Genomic DNA, 19,874 nt, shown 5'->3' with positions numbered 1-19,874 from the left:
AGGTACGCTGTCATCGTGTCCGAACAAGAGCGGCGAGCCCCGACGGGCGCAGACGAGCTGCACTACTTCTCGAACGATTCCGACCTCATCGAGCGCGGCAACCTCTCTCGCAACGACCTCGACCAATGCGTCCGCGTAATGGAGGCTCTTCGCTCCTGGCAGGAGAGCGCCCGTGCGCTCTCCGAGGCATCCAATCGCTACATGCGGCTCAACGAAAGCGACATGCGTGCGATACGCATGATCATTCGGGCGCAGCGACAACAGCGAATCGTGACACCGAAGGACATCGCCCACGAAGTCGGAATCTCCAGCGCATCGACGACGAAGCTGATCGACCGCCTCGTCGCCGGCGGACACCTCACCCGCGCACCACACCCGACTGACCGTCGAACGACATGCATCGAGGTCACCTCACACACACGTCAGTCTGCGCACGACACGATCGGTCGCCAGCATGCGCGCAGGTTCCGCGTCGCCACAGACATGCCCCCAGAGGACCGCGAGACGGTCATCCGCTTTCTCGACGCGCTCGTCGAGGCCGACATCCCACAGGGCGACCTGGCCCCGCATTCGACATCAGCGGACGCGCAAGACAAGGACGCCGACTAATACCCCAGTAGGGTATTTGACTCCTCATACCCCCTGGGGGTATAGTCGACGTATGGAGATCACCTCAACACCCACGGACGAGCACGTCAACCACGCATACACGACGAACAAGGACGCGTTGCTCAAGCGCCTCGGACGCATCGAGGGGCAGGTGCGCGGCGTGGCGCGCATGGTCGACGACGAGAAGTACTGCATCGACATCCTCACCCAGATCTCCGCCATCAACGCGGCGCTGCACAAGGTCAGCCTCGGCCTGCTCGAAGACCACGTATCGCACTGCATCGTTGACGCGGCCGCCCAGTCAGCCGACACCGGCGACAACGCGATCGTGGCCGAGAAGGTCGACGAGATGACCGCCGCGATCGGTCGACTGCTGCGCTGACCGACCACCCCAGAAAACACCCCGAAGGAGATCACATGAGCAACGAATCCGGCTGCAACTGCGGATGCGGAACCGCCTCGAACGAGGGCCTCACCATCACCGCGCGGCCCACCGACGCGCCCGCCACCGCAAGCAGCGTGACCCTGCAGGTCGACGGCATGACCTGCGGCCACTGCGTCTCGTCGGTCACCGAAGAGCTCACCGAGATTCCCGGCGTGAGCGGTGTCGAGGTATCCCTCGTCGCCGGCGGCACCTCCACCGTCACCGTCACCACCACCGCGCCCGTTGAGAGCTCTGATCTCGAGGCAGCGGTTGCGGAAGCGGGCTACGAACTGTCCCCCGCGAGCGCATAGTCGATCGCGGTTCGTGCGGTGCGCGGCCCGGCGTTCGCGCACCGCACCGATCAAGAGAAGAAGCAGAAAGAACATGCGCAACGAAATCACCGCACCCGACGACCAGCGCGTCGTCGAGCTCGATATCCAGGGCATGACGTGCGCGTCGTGCGTCGGCCGCGTCGAGCGCAAACTCGGCAAGATTGAGGGCGTGGAGGCGCTGGTGAACCTGCCGCTGGAATCCGCCCGGGTCACGGTTCCGCACGGCATCTCGGACGAGCAGCTCATCTCGACCGTCGAATCGGCGGGATACCAGGCCAACGTGAAGGCCGATGAGTACGCGGCCCGGGCAGCGACGCCCGATGTCGACGCAGACGCCCCGCAGAGGTCGGCGCGCGCCGACCACACCACCGCGCACGGCGGCAGCGATCTGAAGCTGCGGCTGATCGTCGCGACGATCTTCACGGTGCCGCTGTTCGTCATCTCGATGGTCCCCGGCGCGCAGTTCCCGCACTGGGGCTGGGTCGCCCTCGCCCTCGCCACCCCCGTGACGTTCTGGAGCGCCTGGCCGTTCCACCGCGCCGCGGCGATCAATGCGCGCCACCTCGCGTCGACCATGGACACGCTCGTGTCGATCGGTGTGCTGGCCGCGTACTTCTTCTCGCTCTGGCAGCTGGTCAGGGATCCGGCCCTCACCGCTCACATCGGCATGTCGATGGCCGACCACGCACTGTACTTCGAAACCGCGGGCGTCGTGGCCACGTTCCTATTGCTCGGGCGCTACCTCGAGGCCCGCGCGAAGTCGCGCGCCGGCGATGCTCTCAAGACCCTGCTCGATCTGGGCGCGAAGGACGCCGCGGTGATCCGGGACGGCGTCGAGACGACAATCCCCGTCGCGAATCTCGTTCCGGGCGACGAGTTCGTCACGCGCCCCGGCGAGAAGATCGCGACCGACGGCTTCGTCGTCTCCGGTCACTCCGCCATCGACACGGCACTCATCACCGGCGAGCCCGTCCCCGTCGAGGTCGGGCCGGATGACACGGTCATCGGCGCCACCATCAATACCTCCGGCCGGCTGCTGGTGCGCGCGACCCGTGTCGGCGGCGACACCACATTGGCGCAGATGGGCCGCATGGTCTCCGAGGCGCAGACCGGTAAGGCACCCATCGCGCGGCTTGCGGATCGCATATCCGCCGTCTTCGTGCCGATCGTGCTGGCGATCGCCGTGGCCACCTTCGTGCTGTGGATCCTCTTCACCGGCGACGTGAACGCAGCGTTCACCGCATCCGTTGCGGTGCTCGTGATCGCCTGCCCGTGCGCTCTGGGCCTGGCGACCCCGATCGGGCTGCTGGTCGGAACCGGGCGCGGCGCGCAGCTGGGCATTCTGATCCGCGGTCCGCAGGTGCTGGAGGACACACGGAAGATCGACACCGTCCTGCTCGACAAGACGGGAACCATCACCGAGGGAAGCCTTGCCGTCGCCTCCGCTGATCCCGCCGAAGGAACCACCCGCGCGAGTCTTCTGGCCTTCGCCGGTGCGGCGGAGTCGGGTTCCGAGCACCCCATCGCCCACGCGATCGTCGACGCGGCACGGGCAGATGCGCCGATCAGCGAACCGACATCATTCACCTCCGCGCCGGGCGGCGGCGTCCGCGCCGAGGTGGACGGACGCGCGGTGGTCGTCGGCCGCGCGAGCTGGCTGGCGGAGAACGGCGTCGTCCTCACCGACGCACATCTGTCCGACCTGGCGGCCGCACAGAACAACGGTGCGACATCGATCCTGGTCGCGATCGACGGACGATTCGCCGGGCTGATCGGCCTGACGGACACCGTCAAGCACACCTCGGCGCACGCCATCGCGGCGCTCAAGGAGCAGGGCCTGCGCCCCGTCCTCCTCACCGGCGATAACGCCGCCGTGGCCCAGCAGGTCGCCGCATCGGTCGGAATCGCTCCCGAGGACGTCTTCGCAGATGTCTTCCCTGACGGCAAGGTGCAGGCGGTGCGCGACCTGCAGGCCCGCGGTCAGGTAGTCGCGATGGTGGGCGACGGCGTGAACGATGCCCCCGCGCTCGCCCAGGCGGATCTGGGCGTTGCGATGGGATCCGGCACCGACGTTGCGATCGAAGCAGCGGATCTGACCATCATGGGCAACGACCTCGGTCAGGTCTCGCAGTCGATCGAGCTGTCGCGCAAGACGCTCGGCATCATCAAAGGCAACCTGTTCTGGGCATTCCTCTACAACGCGGCGGGCATCCCGATCGCAGCCCTCGGATTCCTCAACCCGATGGTCGCCGGCGCTGCCATGGCCGCCAGCTCGGTGCTGGTCGTCGCGAACTCGCTGCGTCTGCGCCGCTTCGGCAGGGTGCGGTAGGCAGCCCGGAGCCGCGTTTCGTGGAACTGCGTCACCACGTCTACGGTGAGGTTCACAGGTCAGAGGTATCAGCGGCTGCTCTGCGACCTGAACTGTGTGTGAGAGGACCGAAGAGATGACGCAGCGTGGACGCAAACAGGCGGCTGTCGCGATCGTGGCCCTGTGCCTGGTCGCAACGCTCATGCGACCTGCGATCACCGCGGTCGGTCCGCTCATCGACCGCATCGCCGGCGACACCGGAACCCCCCTCGCCGTGCTCGGGTCGCTGTCGACCATCGTGCTGATCACGTGGGCGATCGTCTCGCCGTTCACGCACGGGCTCGGGCGCAAGCTCGGGCTCGGCGGCGCGGTGCTCGCGGCGATGGGTCTGCTCCTGGTCGGCGCGATCGTCAGATCGCTGCCGGGATCCGATGCGTGGCTATGGATCGGCACCGCTCTGATCGGCGTCGCGCTCGCGATCGGAAACGTTCTGCTGCCTGCCGTCATCAAGCGCGATTTCCCGCTGCGCGTGCCGCTCATGATGGGCGTCTACTCAGCGATCCTCGGTGGGGCGGGCGCCGTGGCGTCCGGCCTGGCCGTTCCGATCTCCGAGCTGTCCGGCGGCGACGTCGGATCCGGGTGGCGCACGTCACTGCTCATCACGGGAGCCGTCGTCGCCCCGTTCGCCCTCGTCATGTGGTGGACGGTGAGCCGTCACGAGATGCGCGCCATGCGTGCGGCGCCGAGCGCGCCCGCGACGCGGCTCGGGATCTGGCGCGACCCCGTCGCGTGGCAGGTCGCCGGCTACATGGGCGTGCAGTCGACGACGTTCTACGTGCTGGTCACGTGGATCGCGACGATGTCGCTCGACACCGGGCGCGGCGACGTGCTCGCGGGCATCGACGTGATGGTCTATCAGATCTTCTCGCTCGTCGGCTCGCTCAGCCTCGCGTTCGTCATGCGCGGGCGAGCGGCGCGGATCACGCCCGCCGCACTCCCCGCGCTCGGGCTGATCGGCATCGCGGGCCTCATGATCTGGCCGGCGGCGATCGGCTTCTGGGTCGTGCCGCTCGGCGTGTTCTCCGGCCTGTCGCTCGGCGTCTCGCTGACGCTGATGGCCGACCGCGCGCGCGACCACGCGACCTCGTCGGCGCTGTCGGGCATGTCGCAGTCGGTCGGCTACGCGATCGCCGCGGTGGGCCCGGCGCTGTTCGGCGCGCTGCACGCGCTGACGAACAACTGGACCGTTTCGCTCATCGTCCTGATCGTGAGCATGAGCCTGCAGGCGCTGTTCGGCGCGTTCGCCGGGCGCGACAGGTACGTGCTCGAGTCGAAGGGGTGAGCGGCGCGGATCCGCGGGCGGCCGCTCAGAGCAGTTCGGCGCGCAGATCCGCCCCACTCTTGGGCGACAGCATCGCGGGCGGAACGTCCAGCACGGTGACGGCCCCGTACTGTCCGAGCGCATTCAACCGGAACGCGGCTCGCGCGTAGGTCACGAGAACGCTGGCCGTGAACTCGGGATTGCTGTCGAGCGCGAGTCGGTACTCGATGACTTGCGCCGCCTCGTCGCTGGTGTTGCCGCTGCGGATCACGAAACCGCCGTGCGGCATCGCCTGGTGATCGCGAGCGAGCTCGTCCGCCGAGATCACGTGCACGGTCGTGTCGTAATCGGCGAAGTAGTGCGGCATCGTCACGATGGCCTGCTCGACGGCGGCCGCATCCGCGCCCTCCTCGAGCACGACGAAGCACTCTCGCGTGTGCTTCTCCCGGGTACTCAGCGTCGGACGCGTGCCGCCGCGCACCGCCTCGATCCCGGGCTCGGCGGGGATCGTGTACTGCACGCCCGCGGCCACGCCGTCGACGCGGCGGACAGCGTCGGAGTGCCCCTGGCTGAGCCCGCGCCCCCAGAACGTGTAGGTGTCACCCTCGGGGATGAGCGCCTCGCCGTAGAGCCGGTTGATCGAGAAGAGCCCCGGGTCCCATCCGACCGAGATCATCGCAGTCGTGCCATTGGCCTTTGCCGGGGCATCCATCGCCTCGAAGTACTCGGGTATGCGTGCGTGCGTGTCGAAGCTGTCGACCGTGGTGAAGTGCGCGGCCAGCTCGGGGCCCTGCACCGGCAGATCGTCCTTCGATCCGCCGCAGAGGATCAGGACGTCGATCTCGTCGCGCTGGGTCGACAGATCGTCCATGCCGAACACCTGTGTCGATGCGTAGAGCGGCGTGACGTGGGCCGGATCGCGGCGGGTGAACACACCCACCAGCGTCATGTCCGCGTTCTTGCCGATCGCGGTTTCCACGCCGCGGCCCAGGTTGCCGTAGCCGGCGATGCCGATCCGAATCTGTTCGCTCATACCCACACTTTCTGCTGCCAGGATGCCTGCAACAACGGTATCGGTACGGGAGGGCTCACTGCGCCGTGCACAGCTCGGCCTCGATGAGAGCTCCGCGAGCTGCTCAGCGAGAACGACGCGCCCGTTCGACGACTACGCCGAGGCCTATACGGGGTGGACGCTGTAGCTCGTCAGGCTCAGGTCAGGTCGTCGCGGCGCTCGACGTGCTCGGTGCGCGTGCCGGTGGCCGGATCGACCTCCGTGTGCATCGTCTTGGACGTGCGGCCGCGCTTGGCAAGCTGAACGATCCCGAAGATCGTCAGCAGCACTCCCGCGGCGAGCACGATGTATCCGATGAGGGCCCAGTCGAAGCCCTCGACCTGCCAGATGCCCGGCACAGCCCAAGCGACGATCGCGCCGATCACCATCAGAATGATTCCGAATACCAGCATGATTCCGCTCCCCTCGCGGCCGGATGGCCGCCTTCCGGTCACACTAACGGGGGCGGTGGTGATTGTCGAGATCTCGCTGGGCGGGCCAATGATTGCCGAGCCGAACCGGACCGGTCCGATGCGCGGGTCAGGCCGCCTCGTCCTCGGCGGCCGTCGCCGTGCCGACCGCGAAGTTGTCGCGGAACAGCCCCTCCGGATCATACTGGCGCTTGACCTCGCGCAGGCGCGCGAGCGTCGCGGGCGGGAACGCCTGAACCAGCAGCGCGGGGTCGGTGCGGGATTCGAAACTCAGGTAGAGCCCGTCGAAGTGCGCGGCCAACTGATCCCACAGGCGATCGAACGTACTACCCCTGCCGATCGCGGTCACCGACAGCTCCGCGTCGCGGAAAGCATACGCAGTGTCGCCCGACGGCACATCAGCGATGGCGCCGCCGACGGCGCGCAGCTGGAACCAAAGCGATGATCTGGACCGCACGAGCGCGGCGATCGCCTCGGCCGCGGCGTCGTCGATCGGCCCGATGAGCCCGGATCGGAACGCCGGCTCGCCCTGACCCGAGTGAGCGGCGTCCGAGGCGTTGGCCATGACGTCGGCATACGAGGCGAGCTGAACCGACTGGCCGACGAGCGGCGCCAGAGCGGCGAACGGCTGCAGCCGCTCGAGAATGACGTCGGGATCGTCGCTGTCGACGACGCCGTACACCTGGGCGATCGGCGGCTGCCCCGACCGGGACGGGGCGAGGATCACGAACAGCGTCACGTCGCGCGGCGCCGCGCGCATGGCGTCGGCGAACCCGCGAACGAAGCCGGCCGTATCCGATGCGTCGAACGCCAGCTGCACCCAGCCGATATCGCGGACCGGCACCGCCTCGAACTCGAGCGACACCGCAATGCCGACGTTGCCGCCGGCCCCGCGCAGCGCCCAGAACAGCTCGGCGTTCTCCGTGGCCGACGCGCGCACGACGGATCCGTCGGCGAGGACGACATCGGCCGCCACCAGCCGGTCGATCGTGAGCCCGTGCTCGCGGCCGAGGAATCCGACGCCGCCCGCCGTGCCGAGGCCGCCCACGCCGACCCCGCCGTGGTCACCCGAGCTCAGTGCCCATCCGTGCGGTTCCAGCGCGCGAGAGACCTCCGTCCAGCGGGCGCCGGGCCCGATCCGCACCCGCCGGGAGGCCTCGTCGAGCACCTCGATGTCTGCCAGCGCGCGCAGATCGATCACGATGCCACCGTCGTTCGTCGAGCGCCCGCTGATCCCGTGACCGCCGCTGCGCACACCCAACGGCAGATCGGCGTGGTTGCGGGCGAACCCCACGGCATCCGACACCTCCGCGATCGTGTGCGGCCGCAGAACGAGGCCCGGGGCTCCCCCGCGCAGGTAGTTCGAGCGCACACTGCGGTATTCGAAGTCGCCCGGCTCCACCGCGCCCTCACGAAGAGAAGACGGGATCTCGTCGTACGCGATCCCGGGCCTGCGTGCGGTGAGGGCGGCGGTGGGGCGCCCCGGCGCGGACGTCCCGCGCTGAGATCGCGCGGAGGCGACTACCCCGCGCACCTGCGGGATGATCTCTGCGGCGAAGCTCTCGAGCAGCCGCGGGTCGTCGTTGCCGACGATGAACGTCGACATTCCATCTTCGAGCGCGAGAGCCGTCAGCTCCTCCGCCGACTCGCGCCCCGAGATGTTGAGCAGGCGCACGACCTCGTCGGGGCGACGTCCGGCCGCCGTCGCGGAGTCGTCGATCCGGGCGTTGCCGGCCTGCAGGTCACCGGGCTTCATGTATGCGAGCGAGGGCAGCCATCCGTCGGCGAGGCGGCCGGTCAGACGCAACATGCGCGGTTTGTACGCCCCCACCCAGATCGGCACGCGGTGAGCAGGTGCGGGCCCGCGCTTGGCGCCGTCGACGGAGTAGTGCACGCCGCCTCGCACCCGCACGCGGGAGTCGGTGTCCCACAGCTCGCGGATCAGTTCGATGCCCTCGGCGAGCGCGTCCACGGCCTCGCCGGGCGTGAGCCGCTTCGCGCCCATTGCCTCCATCGCGTCCCAGAATCCGCCCGCGCCCAGCCCGAGCGAGAACCGGCCGCCCGACAGCAGATCCAACGACGCCGCCGCCTGTGCCGTCACGGGCGCCGGGCGCATCGGCAGGTTGAGCACGTTGGGCGCCACCTCGATCGTCGAGGTGGCAGCCGCGACGTAGGACATCAGGGTCCAGGTGTCGAGGAACGCCGGCTGGTACGGATGGTCCTGGAATGTGGCCAGGTCGTAGCCGAGCTGTTCGCTCAGCTGCGCCAGGCGCACCGGCCGCTGCGGGTCGGCCGCGACCGGAGCGAGAAACGTGCCGAAGCGGATCGGGTGTCCATAGTCCATACCCGCCCTAACACTGCATGCGCGCGAATGCTTCCCGATACCGACGAAGGCCCGGATCCGCGAAATCTCACGAATCCGGGCCTTCAGCTAGCTCGTCGACCGAAGCGTTGGAGGTGACTCTCAGAAGTCCCAGTCGTCGTCCTCAGTCGCCACGGCCTTGCCGATGACGTAGCTGGAGCCCGACCCCGAGAAGAAGTCGTGGTTCTCGTCGGCGTTCGGCGAGAGCGACGACAGGATCGCCGGGTTCACGTCCGTGACCGTCGACGGGAACATGGCCTCGTAGCCGAGGTTCATGAGCGCCTTGTTGGCGTTGTAGTGCAGGAACTTCTTGACGTCCTCGGTCAGGCCGACCGAGTCGTAGAGATCCTGCGTGTACTGAACCTCGTTCTCGTACAGCTCGAAGAGCAGGTTGAACGTGTAGTCCTTCAGCTCATCGCGCGTGGCCTGGTCGACCTTCTCGAGCCCCTTCTGGAACTTGTATCCGATGTAGTAGCCGTGCACGGCCTCGTCACGAATGATGAGGCGGATCATGTCGGCCGTGTTCGTCAGCTTCGCGTGCGACGACCAGTACATCGGCAGGTAGAACCCCGAGTAGAACAGGAAGCTCTCGAGCAGCGTCGAGGCGACCTTGCGCTTGAGCGGGTCGTCGCCGCGGTAGTAGTCCATGATGATCTTGGCCTTCTTCTGAAGGCTCTCGTTCTCGATGGACCAGCGGAACGCCGCGTCGATCTCGGGCGTCGAGGCCAGCGTCGAGAAGATCGACGAATAGCTCTTCGCGTGCACTGACTCCATGAAAGCGATGTTCGTGTACACCGCTTCCTCGTGCTGGGTCAGCGCGTCGGGGATCAGCGACACCGCACCGACCGTGCCCTGAATAGTGTCGAGCAGGGTCAGACCGGTGAACACGCGCATGGTGAGCGTCTGCTCGTCTGCGGTGAGCGTGTTCCACGACTGGATGTCGTTGGAGATCGGAACCTTCTCCGGCAGCCAGAAGTTGCTCGTGAGGCGGTTCCACACCTCCAGGTCCTTGTCGTCGTCGATCCGGTTCCAGTTGATGGCCTGAACGTGGTCCAGGAGCTGAAGCTTCTCAGTCATGTGTGTCCTTAACAGTTCCCCGTGCGCTCGTCAGAGCGTGCAGGAGACGCAGCCTTCGATCTCGGTGCCCTCGAGTGCCATCTGGCGCAGGCGGATGTAGTAGATCGTCTTGATGCCCTTGCGCCATGCGTAGATCTGCGCGCGGTTGATGTCACGGGTGGTCGCCGTGTCGGGAAAGAACAGCGTCAGCGACAGGCCCTGGTCGACGTGCTGCGTTGCCGCGGCGTACGTGTCGATGACCTTCTCGTAGCCGATCTCGTACGCGTCCTGGTAGTACTCGAGGTTCTCGTTCGTCATGAACGGAGCCGGGTAGTACACGCGGCCGAGCTTGCCTTCCTTGCGGATCTCGATCTTCGACGCGATCGGGTGGATCGAGCTCGTCGAGTTGTTGATGTACGAGATGGATCCGGTCGGCGGCACCGCCTGCAGGTTCTGGTTGTACAGACCGTGCTGCTGGACGCTCGCCTTCAGCTCGCGCCAGTCGTCCTGCGTCGGGATGTGGTGCGCCTCGAACAGCTCGGCCACGCGCGGCGTCGCCGGCGCCCAGTTCTGCTCGGTGTACTTGTCGAAGAACTCACCCGAGGCGTACGTCGAGTTCTCGAACCCGTCGAACGTCTCGCCGCGCTCGCGCGAGATGGCGTTCGACGCGCGCAGCGCGTGGAACAGCACCGTGTAGAAGTAGATGTTCGTGAAGTCGATGCCCTCTTCGGAGCCGTAGTAGATGTGCTCGCGCGACAGGTAGCCGTGCAGGTTCATCTGACCGAGGCCGATCGCGTGCGACTTGTCGTTGCCGTCCTCGATGGAGCGCACCGACTCGATGTGGCTCTGGTCGCTCACGGCGGTCAGGGCGCGGATCGACGTCTCGATCGTGTTCGCGAGGTCGGGCGAATCCATCGCGAGGGCGATGTTCAGCGAACCGAGGTTGCAGCTGATGTCCTTGCCGACCTGGTCGTACGACAGATCGGTGTTGAGCGTGGTCGGCGTGTTCACCTGCAGGATCTCGCTGCAGAGGTTCGACATGTTGATGCGGCCCTGGATCGGGTTCGCCGCGTTCACCGTGTCTTCGAACATGACGTACGGGTAGCCGGACTCGAACTGGATCTCGGCGACCGTCTGGAAGAACGTGCGCGCGTTGATCTTCGTCTTCTTGATGCGCGGGTCGTCGACCATCTCGCGGTACTTCTCGGTGACCGAGATGTCGCCGAACGGCACGCCGTACACGCGCTCGACGTCGTACGGCGAGAACAAGTACATGTCCTCATCGTTCTTCGCGAGCTCGAATGTGATGTCGGGCACCACGACGCCGAGCGACAGCGTCTTGATGCGGATCTTCTCGTCGGCGTTCTCGCGCTTGGTGTCGAGGAAGCGCATGATGTCGGGGTGGTGGGCGTTGAGGTACACCGCGCCGGCGCCCTGACGCGCGCCGAGCTGGTTCGCGTAGCTGAACGAGTCTTCCAGCAGCTTCATGACCGGCAGGATGCCGCTCGACTGGTTCTCGATCTGCTTGATCGGCGCACCCGCCTCGCGAATATTCGACAGCAGCAGCGCGACGCCGCCGCCCCGCTTGGACAGCTGCAGCGACGAGTTGATCGCGCGCGAGATCGACTCCATGTTGTCCTCGATGCGCAGCAGGAAGCAGCTGACGAGCTCACCGCGCTGCGCCTTGCCCGCGTTGAGGAACGTCGGCGTCGCGGGCTGGAAGCGCCCGGAGAGGATCTCGTCGACGAGCTTCATCGCCATGTCCTCGTCGCCGTCGGCGAGGGCGAGGCCCGTCATCACGACGCGGTCCTCGAAACGCTCGAGGTACCGCTTGCCGTCGAACGTCTTCAGCGTGTAGCTCGTGTAGTACTTGAACGCGCCGAGGAACGACTCGAAGCGGAACTTCTTGCCGTACGCGAAGTCGTTGAGCTTCTCGATGAACGAGAAGTCGTACTTGTCGATGACGGCGCCCTCGTAATACTGCTTCTCGACGAGGTAGTCGAGGCGCTCGCGCAGCGAGTGGAAGAAGACGGTGTTCTGGTTGACGTGCTGGAGGAAGTACTCCCTCGCGGCACGCTTGTCGGCCTCGAACTGGATGTTGCCATCCGTGTCATAAAGGTTCAACATCGCGTTCAGCGAGTGATAGTCGAGACCATCGAACGCGGGGTTGTGCTTGAAGTCGAGCACGGTGCTCACTGCTGCTTCCACCATTTTTCCAATCCATCGCTGACGCGCACGACGTCGTCCGGCGTGCCGAAAACTTCTACCTTGTCCAAGTGCGGAACCTGGCACTTGCGGCTGATGATGTCTCCGCCGATGCAATACGCAGCGCCGAAGTTCGTGTTGCCCGTGGAGATGACCCCACGGATCCATTTGCGATTCTGCTCGTCGTTCAGAAAGCGGATGACCTGTTTCGGCACCGCGCCCTGCCCATTGCCTCCGCCGTACGTCGGCGAGACGAGCACATACGGCTCCCCCACCTCCAGCGCCTCATCGCGCCGGTGGAGGGGGATCTGCCGCGTCCTCATACCGAGCTTCTCCACGAAGCGTGCCGTATTTCCTGACACGCTCGAGAAGAAGACCAGCAACGGCCCCGACATGGGCTCAGGCGAGTCGCGCTGCGAGCTCGTTGATCTTGTCGGGGCGAAAGCCCGACCAGTGCTCTTCGTCTGCGACGACGACCGGAGCCTGCATGTACCCGAGCGACTTGACCTGCTCGAGCGCCGCAGCGTCCTCGGAAACGTCGGTGACCTCGTACTCGATGCCCTTTGCATCGAGCGCACGGTAGGTCGCGTTGCACTGCACGCACGATGGCTTGCTGTACACGGTGATCGCCATGGTTTCCCTCCTGAAACAGAACCTCTGCGGCGGTGTGCCGCTAGGTACTCAATACTACATATAGGTGTCGCCCCTAGGGCCGACCACTAGGGATAGTAGTTACACGTCTGTCATTTTCCACCGCTTTCCACCGTCATCCACACATCTGTGCACCGATTCATGCACAGGTCGCGACTGCTCCGGGAACCCGCGCCGACCTGCGCGAACATGCGTTCCCGGAGCCTTCGTCAAGGAGTTATCCACAGGTACGACGCTACGGCGGACCCCCGACAAACGAACGGTGTGGAAAGCTCGCTCCGGCGTGTCGCGCTCTAGGCTGACGGCATGACAGATGCCTTCGATCCGTCCGCTCATCTCCCCGACGATCTGCTCGGGCGAATCCGCTCCCGCGCCGCCGGCGTCGACCGCGACAACGTCTTTCCTGACGCGGATCTCGACGAGCTGCGCGCCGCGGGCTACCTGTCGATCCTCGTACCCGCCGAGCTCGGCGGCGCCGGTCTGAGCCTCGAGCAGGCGAGCGTGCTGCAGCAGCGCCTCGCAACCGCCGCGCCCGCGACCGCGCTCGCCGTGAACATGCACCTCGTCTGGACCGCGGTCGCGAAGATCCTGCGTGAGCGCGGCGACGACGCGCTCGAGTTCGTACAGCGCGGCAGCGCAGACGGGCGCGTGTACGCGTTCGGTATCAGCGAGCCCGACAACGACCTCGTGCTGTTCGGCAGCACGACCGATGCCGTTCCGTCAGGCGGCGGCTACGCGTTCACCGGCACCAAGATCTTCACGTCCCTCGCGCCCGTGTGGACATCGCTCGGCGTGCACGGACTCGACTCATCCGATCCCGACAGCCCGCGCCTCGTCTTCGCGTTCCTCGACGGGCGCGACGGCGTCGTCACGCGCGACGATTGGGACACCGTCGGTATGCGCGGCTCCCAGAGCCGCACGACCGAGCTCCACGCGGCCACAGCACCCGCAGAGCGCGTGGTGCGGACGCTCTCCCTCGAGAGCGCGCCCGACGTGCTGCAGTTCGGGATCTTCGCCGCGTTCGAGCTGCTCCTCGCGTCCGTTTACGCGGGGATCGCCTGCCGCGCGATCGAGCTCGCTGCGGCCGCGGTGTCGGCGCGCACGTCGCTCAAGACGGGCGCGCCGCGCCGAGAGGATCCGCTCGTGCGTGCACGCATCGGAGGCATGGCTATCGACTACGACGGAATCGCCCTCGAGCTCGCTGCGCTGACGCGAGACCTCGACGACGCTGTCGACCACGGGGCGCGCTGGTTCGGGCTGCTGTCGGGCATGAAGCATCGCGCGGTCACCGTCGCCGCCCGCATCGTCGACGAGGCGCTGGTCGCCGCCGGCGGGTCGTCGTTCCGCAATGCGAGCGAACTATCGCGCTTGTCGCGAGACGTGCGCGCCGGGATCTTCCACCCCTCATCCCCGGACTCCGCTCGGCAGACGGCCGCAGCAGCCTGGCTCGATTAGGCACGAAAAAACGGGCCGCCCATGGCGACCCGTAAAAGATGTCCGGAAACGACGGAAGGGTCGCCCAACCCTGGGCGACCCTTCCATCATCAAAAATAGTTCGGCGGCGTCCTACTCTCCCACAAAGTCCCCCTTGCAGTACCATCGGCGCTGAGAAGCTTAGCTTCCGGGTTCGGAATGTAACCGGGCGTTTCCCTCTCGCTATAACCACCGAAACACTCACACCACTAACACACACCCACCCCACTCAAGGGACGATGCGGCCAGTGAAACATAGGTTTCAACAGCAACACTGTTAAAATATCAATCCCACAGGGTCATACCCTGGGAACCACAAAGTGGACGCGAACAGCTCTTAGAAAGAAAGTGTTATCAAGTCATCGGCTTATTAGTACCAGTCAGCTACACACATTACTGTGCTTCCACATCTGGCCTATCAACCCAGTAGTCTGCTGGGAGCCTCTCGGACCGAAGTCCACGGAAGTCTCATCTTGAGGCCGGCTTCCCGCTTAGATGCTTTCAGCGGTTATCCATCCCGAACGTAGCCAACCAGCCATGCTCCTGGCGGAACAACTGGCACACCAGAGGTTCGTCCAACCCGGTCCTCTCGTACTAGGGTCAGATCCTCTCAAACTTCCTACGCGCGCAGCGGATAGGGACCGAACTGTCTCACGACGTTCTAAACCCAGCTCGCGTACCGCTTTAATGGGCGAACAGCCCAACCCTTGGGACCAACTCCAGCCCCAGGATGCGACGAGCCGACATCGAGGTGCCAAACCATGCCGTCGATATGGACTCTTGGGCAAGATCAGCCTGTTATCCCCGAGGTACCTTTTATCCGTTGAGCGACAGCGCTTCCACACGCCACTGCCGGATCACTAGTCCCGACTTTCGTCCCTGCTCGACCTGTCAGTCTCACAGTCAAGCTCCCTTGTGCACTTACACTCGCCACCTGATTGCCAACCAGGTTGAGGGAACCTTTGGGCGCCTCCGTTACTCTTTGGGAGGCAACCGCCCCAGTTAAACTACCCACCAGGCACTGTCCCTGAACCGGATCACGGTTCGAAGTTAGATGTCCCAAATGACCAGAGTGGTATTTCAACAACGACTCCACAACCACTAGCGTGGCCGCTTCACAGTCTCCCACCTATCCTACACAAGCCATACAGAACACCAATACCAAGCTATAGTAAAGGTCACGGGGTCTTTCCGTCCTGCTGCGCGAAACGAGCATCTTTACTCGTACTGCAATTTCGCCGAGTTCGTGGTTGAGACAGTTGGGGAATCGTTACGCCATTCGTGCAGGTCGGAACTTACCCGACAAGGAATTTCGCTACCTTAGGATGGTTATAGTTACCACCGCCGTTTACTGGGGCTTAAATTCTGAGCTTCACACCGAAGTGTTAACCCTTCCTCTTAACCTTCCAGCACCGGGCAGGCGTCAGTCCGTATACATCGTCTTGCAACTTCGCACGGACCTGTGTTTTTAGTAAACAGTCGTTCCCCACTGGTCTCTGCGGCCCACACACCCCTTCACACGCAAGGTGCTATAAGTGGTGGGCGCCCCTTCTCCCGAAGTTACGGGGCCATTTTGCCGAGTTCCTTAACCACGATTATCTCGATCTCCTTGGTATTCTCTACCTGACCACCTGAGTTGGTTTGGGGTACGGGCGGCTAGAACCTCACGTCGATGCTTTTCTTGGCAGCATAGGATCACCCACTTGAAACGCATCACGTCTCAGCCTTCATGACTCCCGGATTTGCCTAAGAGTCGGCCTACACGCTTGCACTGGACACCATCTGCCAGCTGGGCTACCTTCCTGCGTCACACCTGTTAATACGTTAACCGCACCAGCATGGGGTCGTGCGCTAGGCCACCCGGTGAACCCCGAAGGGTCCGATGGATGGATTCAGGCACTTAGCACCACTGGATTAGCTTGGACGGTTCTTCGCCGGTACGGGAATATCAACCCGTTATCCATCGACTACGCCTGTCGGCCTCGCCTTAGGTCCCGACTTACCCAGGGAAGATTAGCTTAACCCTGGAACCCTTGGTCATTCGGAGGACACGTTTCTCACGTGTCATTCGCTACTCATGCCTGCATTCTCACTCGTGTGGCGTCCACGGCTGGATCACTCCGCCGCTTCACTCGCCACACGACGCTCTCCTACCCATCAACACGACTGCCCCGAAGGGAATCGCATGTGTCAATGCCACAACTTCGGTGGCGTGCTTGAGCCCCGCTACATTGTCGGCGCGGAATCACTTGACCAGTGAGCTATTACGCACTCTTTCAAGGGTGGCTGCTTCTAAGCCAACCTCCTGGTTGTCTAAGCAACTCCACATCCTTTCCCACTTAGCACGCGCTTAGGGACCTTAGATGGTGGTCTGGGTTGTTTCCCTCTCGACGATGAAGCTTATCCCCCACCGTCTCACTGCTGCGCTCTCACTTACCGGCATTCGGAGTTTGGCTGACGTCAGTAACCCTGTGGGGCCCATCGGCCATCCAGTAGCTCTACCTCCAGTAAGAAACACGCAACGCTGCACCTAAATGCATTTCGGAGAGAACCAGCTATCACGAAGTTTGATTGGCCTTTCACCCCTATCCACAGCTCATCCCCTCAGTTTTCAACCTAAGTGGGTTCGGTCCTCCACACGCTCTTACACGTGCTTCAACCTGGCCATGGATAGATCACTTCGCTTCGGGTCTAGGACACGCGACTAAAATCGCCCTATTCAGACTCGCTTTCGCTACGGCTTCCCCACTCGGGTTAACCTCGCCACGTATCACTAACTCGCAGGCTCATTCTTCAAAAGGCACGCCGTCACCCCAACAAGGAGGCTCCGACGGTTTGTAAGCAGACGGTTTCAGGTACTATTTCACTCCCCTCCCGGGGTACTTTTCACCTTTCCCTCACGGTACTTGTCCGCTATCGGTCATCTGGAAGTATTTAGGCTTATCAGGTGGTCCTGACAGATTCACACGGGATTTCACGGGCCCCGTGCTACTTGGGATCCCTACAACCGCAGAACACGCATGTCGACTACGAGACTGGCACTCTCTTTGGTCCTGCTTTCAAACAGGTTCGTCTATACGCTTCTGTACGATCAGAGACTCGGCAGAATCTCTAAGTAGGTCCCACAACCCCGCACGTGCAACGCCTGCCGGCTTGAACACACGCACGGTTTAGCCTCATCCGCTTTCGCTCGCCACTACTCACGGAATCACTTTTGTTTTCTCTTCCTGTGGGTACTGAGATGTTTCACTTCCCCACGTTCCCTCTACCCGCCCTATATATTCAGGCGGGAGTCACCAGGACACATAAATGCGCCTGGCGGGGTTTCCCCATTCGGAAATCCTCGGATCACAGCCCGCTTATCGGCTCCCCAAGGCTTATCGCAGATTGCTACGTCCTTCTTCGGCTCCAGATGCCAAGGCATCCACCGTCTGCTCTTAAAGACTTGAAATCACATGAGTCACAAACCACAAAGGTTTGTGTTCGCTTTCTTTAAGATGCTCGCGTCCACTGTGTAGTTCTCAAAGTACGACCACACCCCAACCCTCCACGCAAACGCGTCTCAGATAAGGGGTGGAAGAAGCCTCGCTACCACGCACAAAGCGTGACGGCTGAGCCTTCAGGACCCAACAACGTGCATGCACCCCGCTCTGACAACCCCCACGTTCCCACCAAACCAAAGGTCCGGCGTACTAGCGAAAATCCCCACAACGAGATGCCTTGTCAAAAGTTCTACCCATGAGCCCCAGAGCAGCACATTCGGCCACTAACTGGGTTTCTGGACACCCCAAAGGGTGTCAGATGCTCCTTAGAAAGGAGGTGATCCAGCCGCACCTTCCGGTACGGCTACCTTGTTACGACTTAGTCCTAATTACCGATCCCACCTTCGACAGCTCCCTCCCACAAGGGGTTAGGCCACCGGCTTCAGGTGTTACCGACTTTCATGACTTGACGGGCGGTGTGTACAAGACCCGGGAACGTATTCACCGCAGCGTTGCTGATCTGCGATTACTAGCGACTCCGACTTCATGTAGTCGAGTTGCAGACTACAATCCGAACTGGGACCGGCTTTTTGGGATTCGCTCCACCTCACGGTATCGCAGCCCATTGTACCGGCCATTGTAGCATGCGTGAAGCCCAAGACATAAGGGGCATGATGATTTGACGTCATCCCCACCTTCCTCCGAGTTGACCCCGGCAGTATTCCATGAGTTCCCACCATAACGTGCTGGCAACATAGAACGAGGGTTGCGCTCGTTGCGGGACTTAACCCAACATCTCACGACACGAGCTGACGACAACCATGCACCACCTGTATACCGACCACAAGGGGGCGACTGTTTCCAGCCGTTTCCGGTATATGTCAAGCCTTGGTAAGGTTCTTCGCGTTGCATCGAATTAATCCGCATGCTCCGCCGCTTGTGCGGGTCCCCGTCAATTCCTTTGAGTTTTAGCCTTGCGGCCGTACTCCCCAGGCGGGGAACTTAATGCGTTAGCTGCGTCACGGAGACCGTAGAAAGGCCCCCACAACTAGTTCCCAACGTTTACGGAGTGGACTACCAGGGTATCTAAGCCTGTTTGCTCCCCACTCTTTCGCTCCTCAGCGTCAGTTACGGCCCAGAGATCTGCCTTCGCCATCGGTGTTCCTCCTGATATCTGCGCATTCCACCGCTACACCAGGAATTCCAATCTCCCCTACCGCACTCAAGTCTGCCCGTACCCACTGCAAGCTGGAAGTTGAGCCTCCAGTTTTCACAGCAGACGTGACAAACCGCCTACGAGCTCTTTACGCCCAATAATTCCGGATAACGCTTGCACCCTACGTATTACCGCGGCTGCTGGCACGTAGTTAGCCGGTGCTTTTTCTGAAGGTACCGTCACCCGAAGGCTTCTTCCCAACTAAAAGAGGTTTACAACCCGAAGGCCGTCGTCCCTCACGCGGCGTTGCTGCATCAGGCTTGCGCCCATTGTGCAATATTCCCCACTGCTGCCTCCCGTAGGAGTCTGGGCCGTGTCTCAGTCCCAGTGTGGCCGGTCACCCTCTCAGGCCGGCTACCCGTCGACGCCTTGGTGAGCCACTACCTCACCAACAAGCTGATAGGACGCGAGCCCCTCCCGAACCGAAAAATCTTTCCCACGAGTAACCATGCGGTTCTCGTGCGTATCCGGTATTAGCAGCTGTTTCCAACTGTTATCCCGAAGTTCGGGGCAGGTTGCTCACGTGTTACTCACCCGTTCGCCACTAATCCACCCAGCAAGCTGGGCTTCATCGTTCGACTTGCATGTGTTAAGCACGCCGCCAGCGTTCATCCTGAGCCAGGATCAAACTCTCCAAAAAGAAAAAATGCATACCCACACGGGAAAACGTGTAAGCAGCGAGTTTGATGCTGACCAATGTGATGTCATCTGACATCAAATGATCCAAAGGAATCTCTCAAAGCTAGGAAAACCTAGCCCGAGGACATATTGGCATTTGACAAGTGCACGCTGTTGAGTTCTCAAGGATCAGACGCTCCCAGCCCTCAGCAACCAAGCTGAGCCCTCCGGGGCAACTTCTCTATCTTATCACCGTGATTCCGACTGTCAAATCCGACACGCCGAAGCTACCGAAGCAACCAGGCCATCAGACCGGCAAACCGATCACAGCGACA

The 19,874-nt window shown here is 63.2% G+C and carries 14 protein-coding genes and 3 rRNA genes; 7 read left to right on the top strand and 10 right to left on the bottom strand.

Annotated elements, in window-relative coordinates; translation table 11 throughout:
* Nucleotides 1–15: 15 nt before the first annotated feature.
* The 5 genes from G510_RS16135 to G510_RS0108890 all read left to right on the top strand — a co-directional run bounded on the left by G510_RS16135 (nt 16) and on the right by G510_RS0108890 (nt 5,015).
* Nucleotides 16–609: a MarR family winged helix-turn-helix transcriptional regulator gene (locus G510_RS16135; protein WP_245563275.1), complete on the top strand. Its 594-nt coding sequence runs from the start codon at nt 16–18 to the stop codon at nt 607–609.
* A 52-nt stretch (nt 610–661) separates the two neighbouring features.
* A complete protein-coding gene (locus G510_RS0108905; RefSeq protein ID WP_029153357.1) occupies nt 662–991 on the top strand; it encodes a metal-sensitive transcriptional regulator in 330 nt (109 codons plus the stop codon).
* 35 nt (nt 992–1,026) lie between these two features.
* A complete protein-coding gene (locus G510_RS17920) occupies nt 1,027–1,344 on the top strand; it encodes a heavy-metal-associated domain-containing protein (protein WP_029153356.1) in 318 nt (105 codons plus the stop codon).
* 73 nt (nt 1,345–1,417) lie between these two features.
* On the top strand, nt 1,418–3,694 hold the full coding sequence (locus G510_RS0108895) for a heavy metal translocating P-type ATPase (protein WP_029153355.1): 2,277 nt from the start codon (nt 1,418–1,420) through the stop codon (nt 3,692–3,694).
* Nucleotides 3,695–3,809: 115 nt separating this feature from the next.
* A complete protein-coding gene (locus G510_RS0108890; protein ID WP_245563273.1) occupies nt 3,810–5,015 on the top strand; it encodes an MFS transporter in 1,206 nt (401 codons plus the stop codon).
* 25 nt (nt 5,016–5,040) lie between these two features.
* Here G510_RS0108890 and G510_RS0108885 read toward each other — a convergent pair whose 3' ends face one another.
* Nucleotides 5,041–6,027, bottom strand: coding sequence for a diaminopimelate dehydrogenase (locus tag G510_RS0108885; protein WP_029153353.1), 987 nt, complete (start codon nt 6,025–6,027; stop codon nt 5,041–5,043).
* Between the two features lie 22 nt (nt 6,028–6,049).
* Between G510_RS0108885 and G510_RS18260 the strand changes: the two genes are divergently transcribed.
* A complete protein-coding gene (locus tag G510_RS18260) occupies nt 6,050–6,193 on the top strand; it encodes a hypothetical protein (RefSeq protein WP_157560495.1) in 144 nt (47 codons plus the stop codon).
* Between the two features lie 10 nt (nt 6,194–6,203).
* Here the strand turns inward: G510_RS18260 and G510_RS0108880 are convergent, their stop codons facing one another.
* The 6 genes from G510_RS0108880 to nrdH form a co-directional block, all read right to left on the bottom strand.
* Nucleotides 6,204–6,458, bottom strand: a complete 255-nt coding sequence (locus G510_RS0108880; RefSeq protein ID WP_051216618.1) for a DUF6458 family protein — start codon at nt 6,456–6,458, stop codon at nt 6,204–6,206.
* 127 nt (nt 6,459–6,585) lie between these two features.
* Complete coding sequence (locus tag G510_RS16125; RefSeq protein WP_036322587.1) at nt 6,586–8,820, bottom strand: LLM class flavin-dependent oxidoreductase; 2,235 nt, start codon at nt 8,818–8,820, stop codon at nt 6,586–6,588.
* Between the two features lie 120 nt (nt 8,821–8,940).
* Nucleotides 8,941–9,915 (bottom strand): class 1b ribonucleoside-diphosphate reductase subunit beta, encoded by a 975-nt coding sequence (gene nrdF / locus G510_RS0108870; protein WP_029153351.1) that lies wholly within the window; start codon nt 9,913–9,915, stop codon nt 8,941–8,943.
* A gap of 30 nt (nt 9,916–9,945) precedes the next feature.
* A complete protein-coding gene (gene nrdE, locus G510_RS0108865; protein ID WP_029153350.1) occupies nt 9,946–12,105 on the bottom strand; it encodes a class 1b ribonucleoside-diphosphate reductase subunit alpha in 2,160 nt (719 codons plus the stop codon).
* Entirely contained in the window at nt 12,087–12,494 is a 408-nt protein-coding gene (gene nrdI / locus G510_RS0108860) for a class Ib ribonucleoside-diphosphate reductase assembly flavoprotein NrdI (RefSeq protein ID WP_029153349.1), read from the bottom strand. Before nrdI ends, nrdE begins: the two co-directional genes overlap by 19 nt.
* A gap of 4 nt (nt 12,495–12,498) precedes the next feature.
* Complete coding sequence (gene nrdH / locus G510_RS0108855; RefSeq protein ID WP_029153348.1) at nt 12,499–12,732, bottom strand: glutaredoxin-like protein NrdH; 234 nt, start codon at nt 12,730–12,732, stop codon at nt 12,499–12,501.
* A gap of 324 nt (nt 12,733–13,056) precedes the next feature.
* Between nrdH and G510_RS0108850 the strand changes: the two genes are divergently transcribed.
* Entirely contained in the window at nt 13,057–14,205 is a 1,149-nt protein-coding gene (locus G510_RS0108850) for an acyl-CoA dehydrogenase family protein (RefSeq protein WP_029153347.1), read from the top strand.
* A 98-nt stretch (nt 14,206–14,303) separates the two neighbouring features.
* On the opposite strand, the gene rrf is transcribed toward G510_RS0108850, so the two are convergent.
* The 3 genes from rrf to G510_RS0108835 form a co-directional block, all read right to left on the bottom strand.
* A 5S ribosomal RNA gene (rrf, locus tag G510_RS0108845) occupies nt 14,304–14,420 on the bottom strand.
* Nucleotides 14,421–14,573: 153 nt separating this feature from the next.
* A 23S ribosomal RNA gene (locus G510_RS0108840) occupies nt 14,574–17,674 on the bottom strand.
* Between the two features lie 361 nt (nt 17,675–18,035).
* Nucleotides 18,036–19,561, bottom strand: a 16S ribosomal RNA gene (locus G510_RS0108835).
* The 16S, 23S and 5S rRNA genes sit together here, the layout of an rRNA operon.
* Nucleotides 19,562–19,874 lie beyond the last annotated feature (313 nt).

The organism is Microbacterium gubbeenense DSM 15944 (assembly GCF_000422745.1).
Classification (GTDB): domain Bacteria; phylum Actinomycetota; class Actinomycetes; order Actinomycetales; family Microbacteriaceae; genus Microbacterium; species Microbacterium gubbeenense.
Note: the sequence above shows the minus strand (reverse complement) of the source record. Positions and strands in the feature narration are given on the sequence as shown.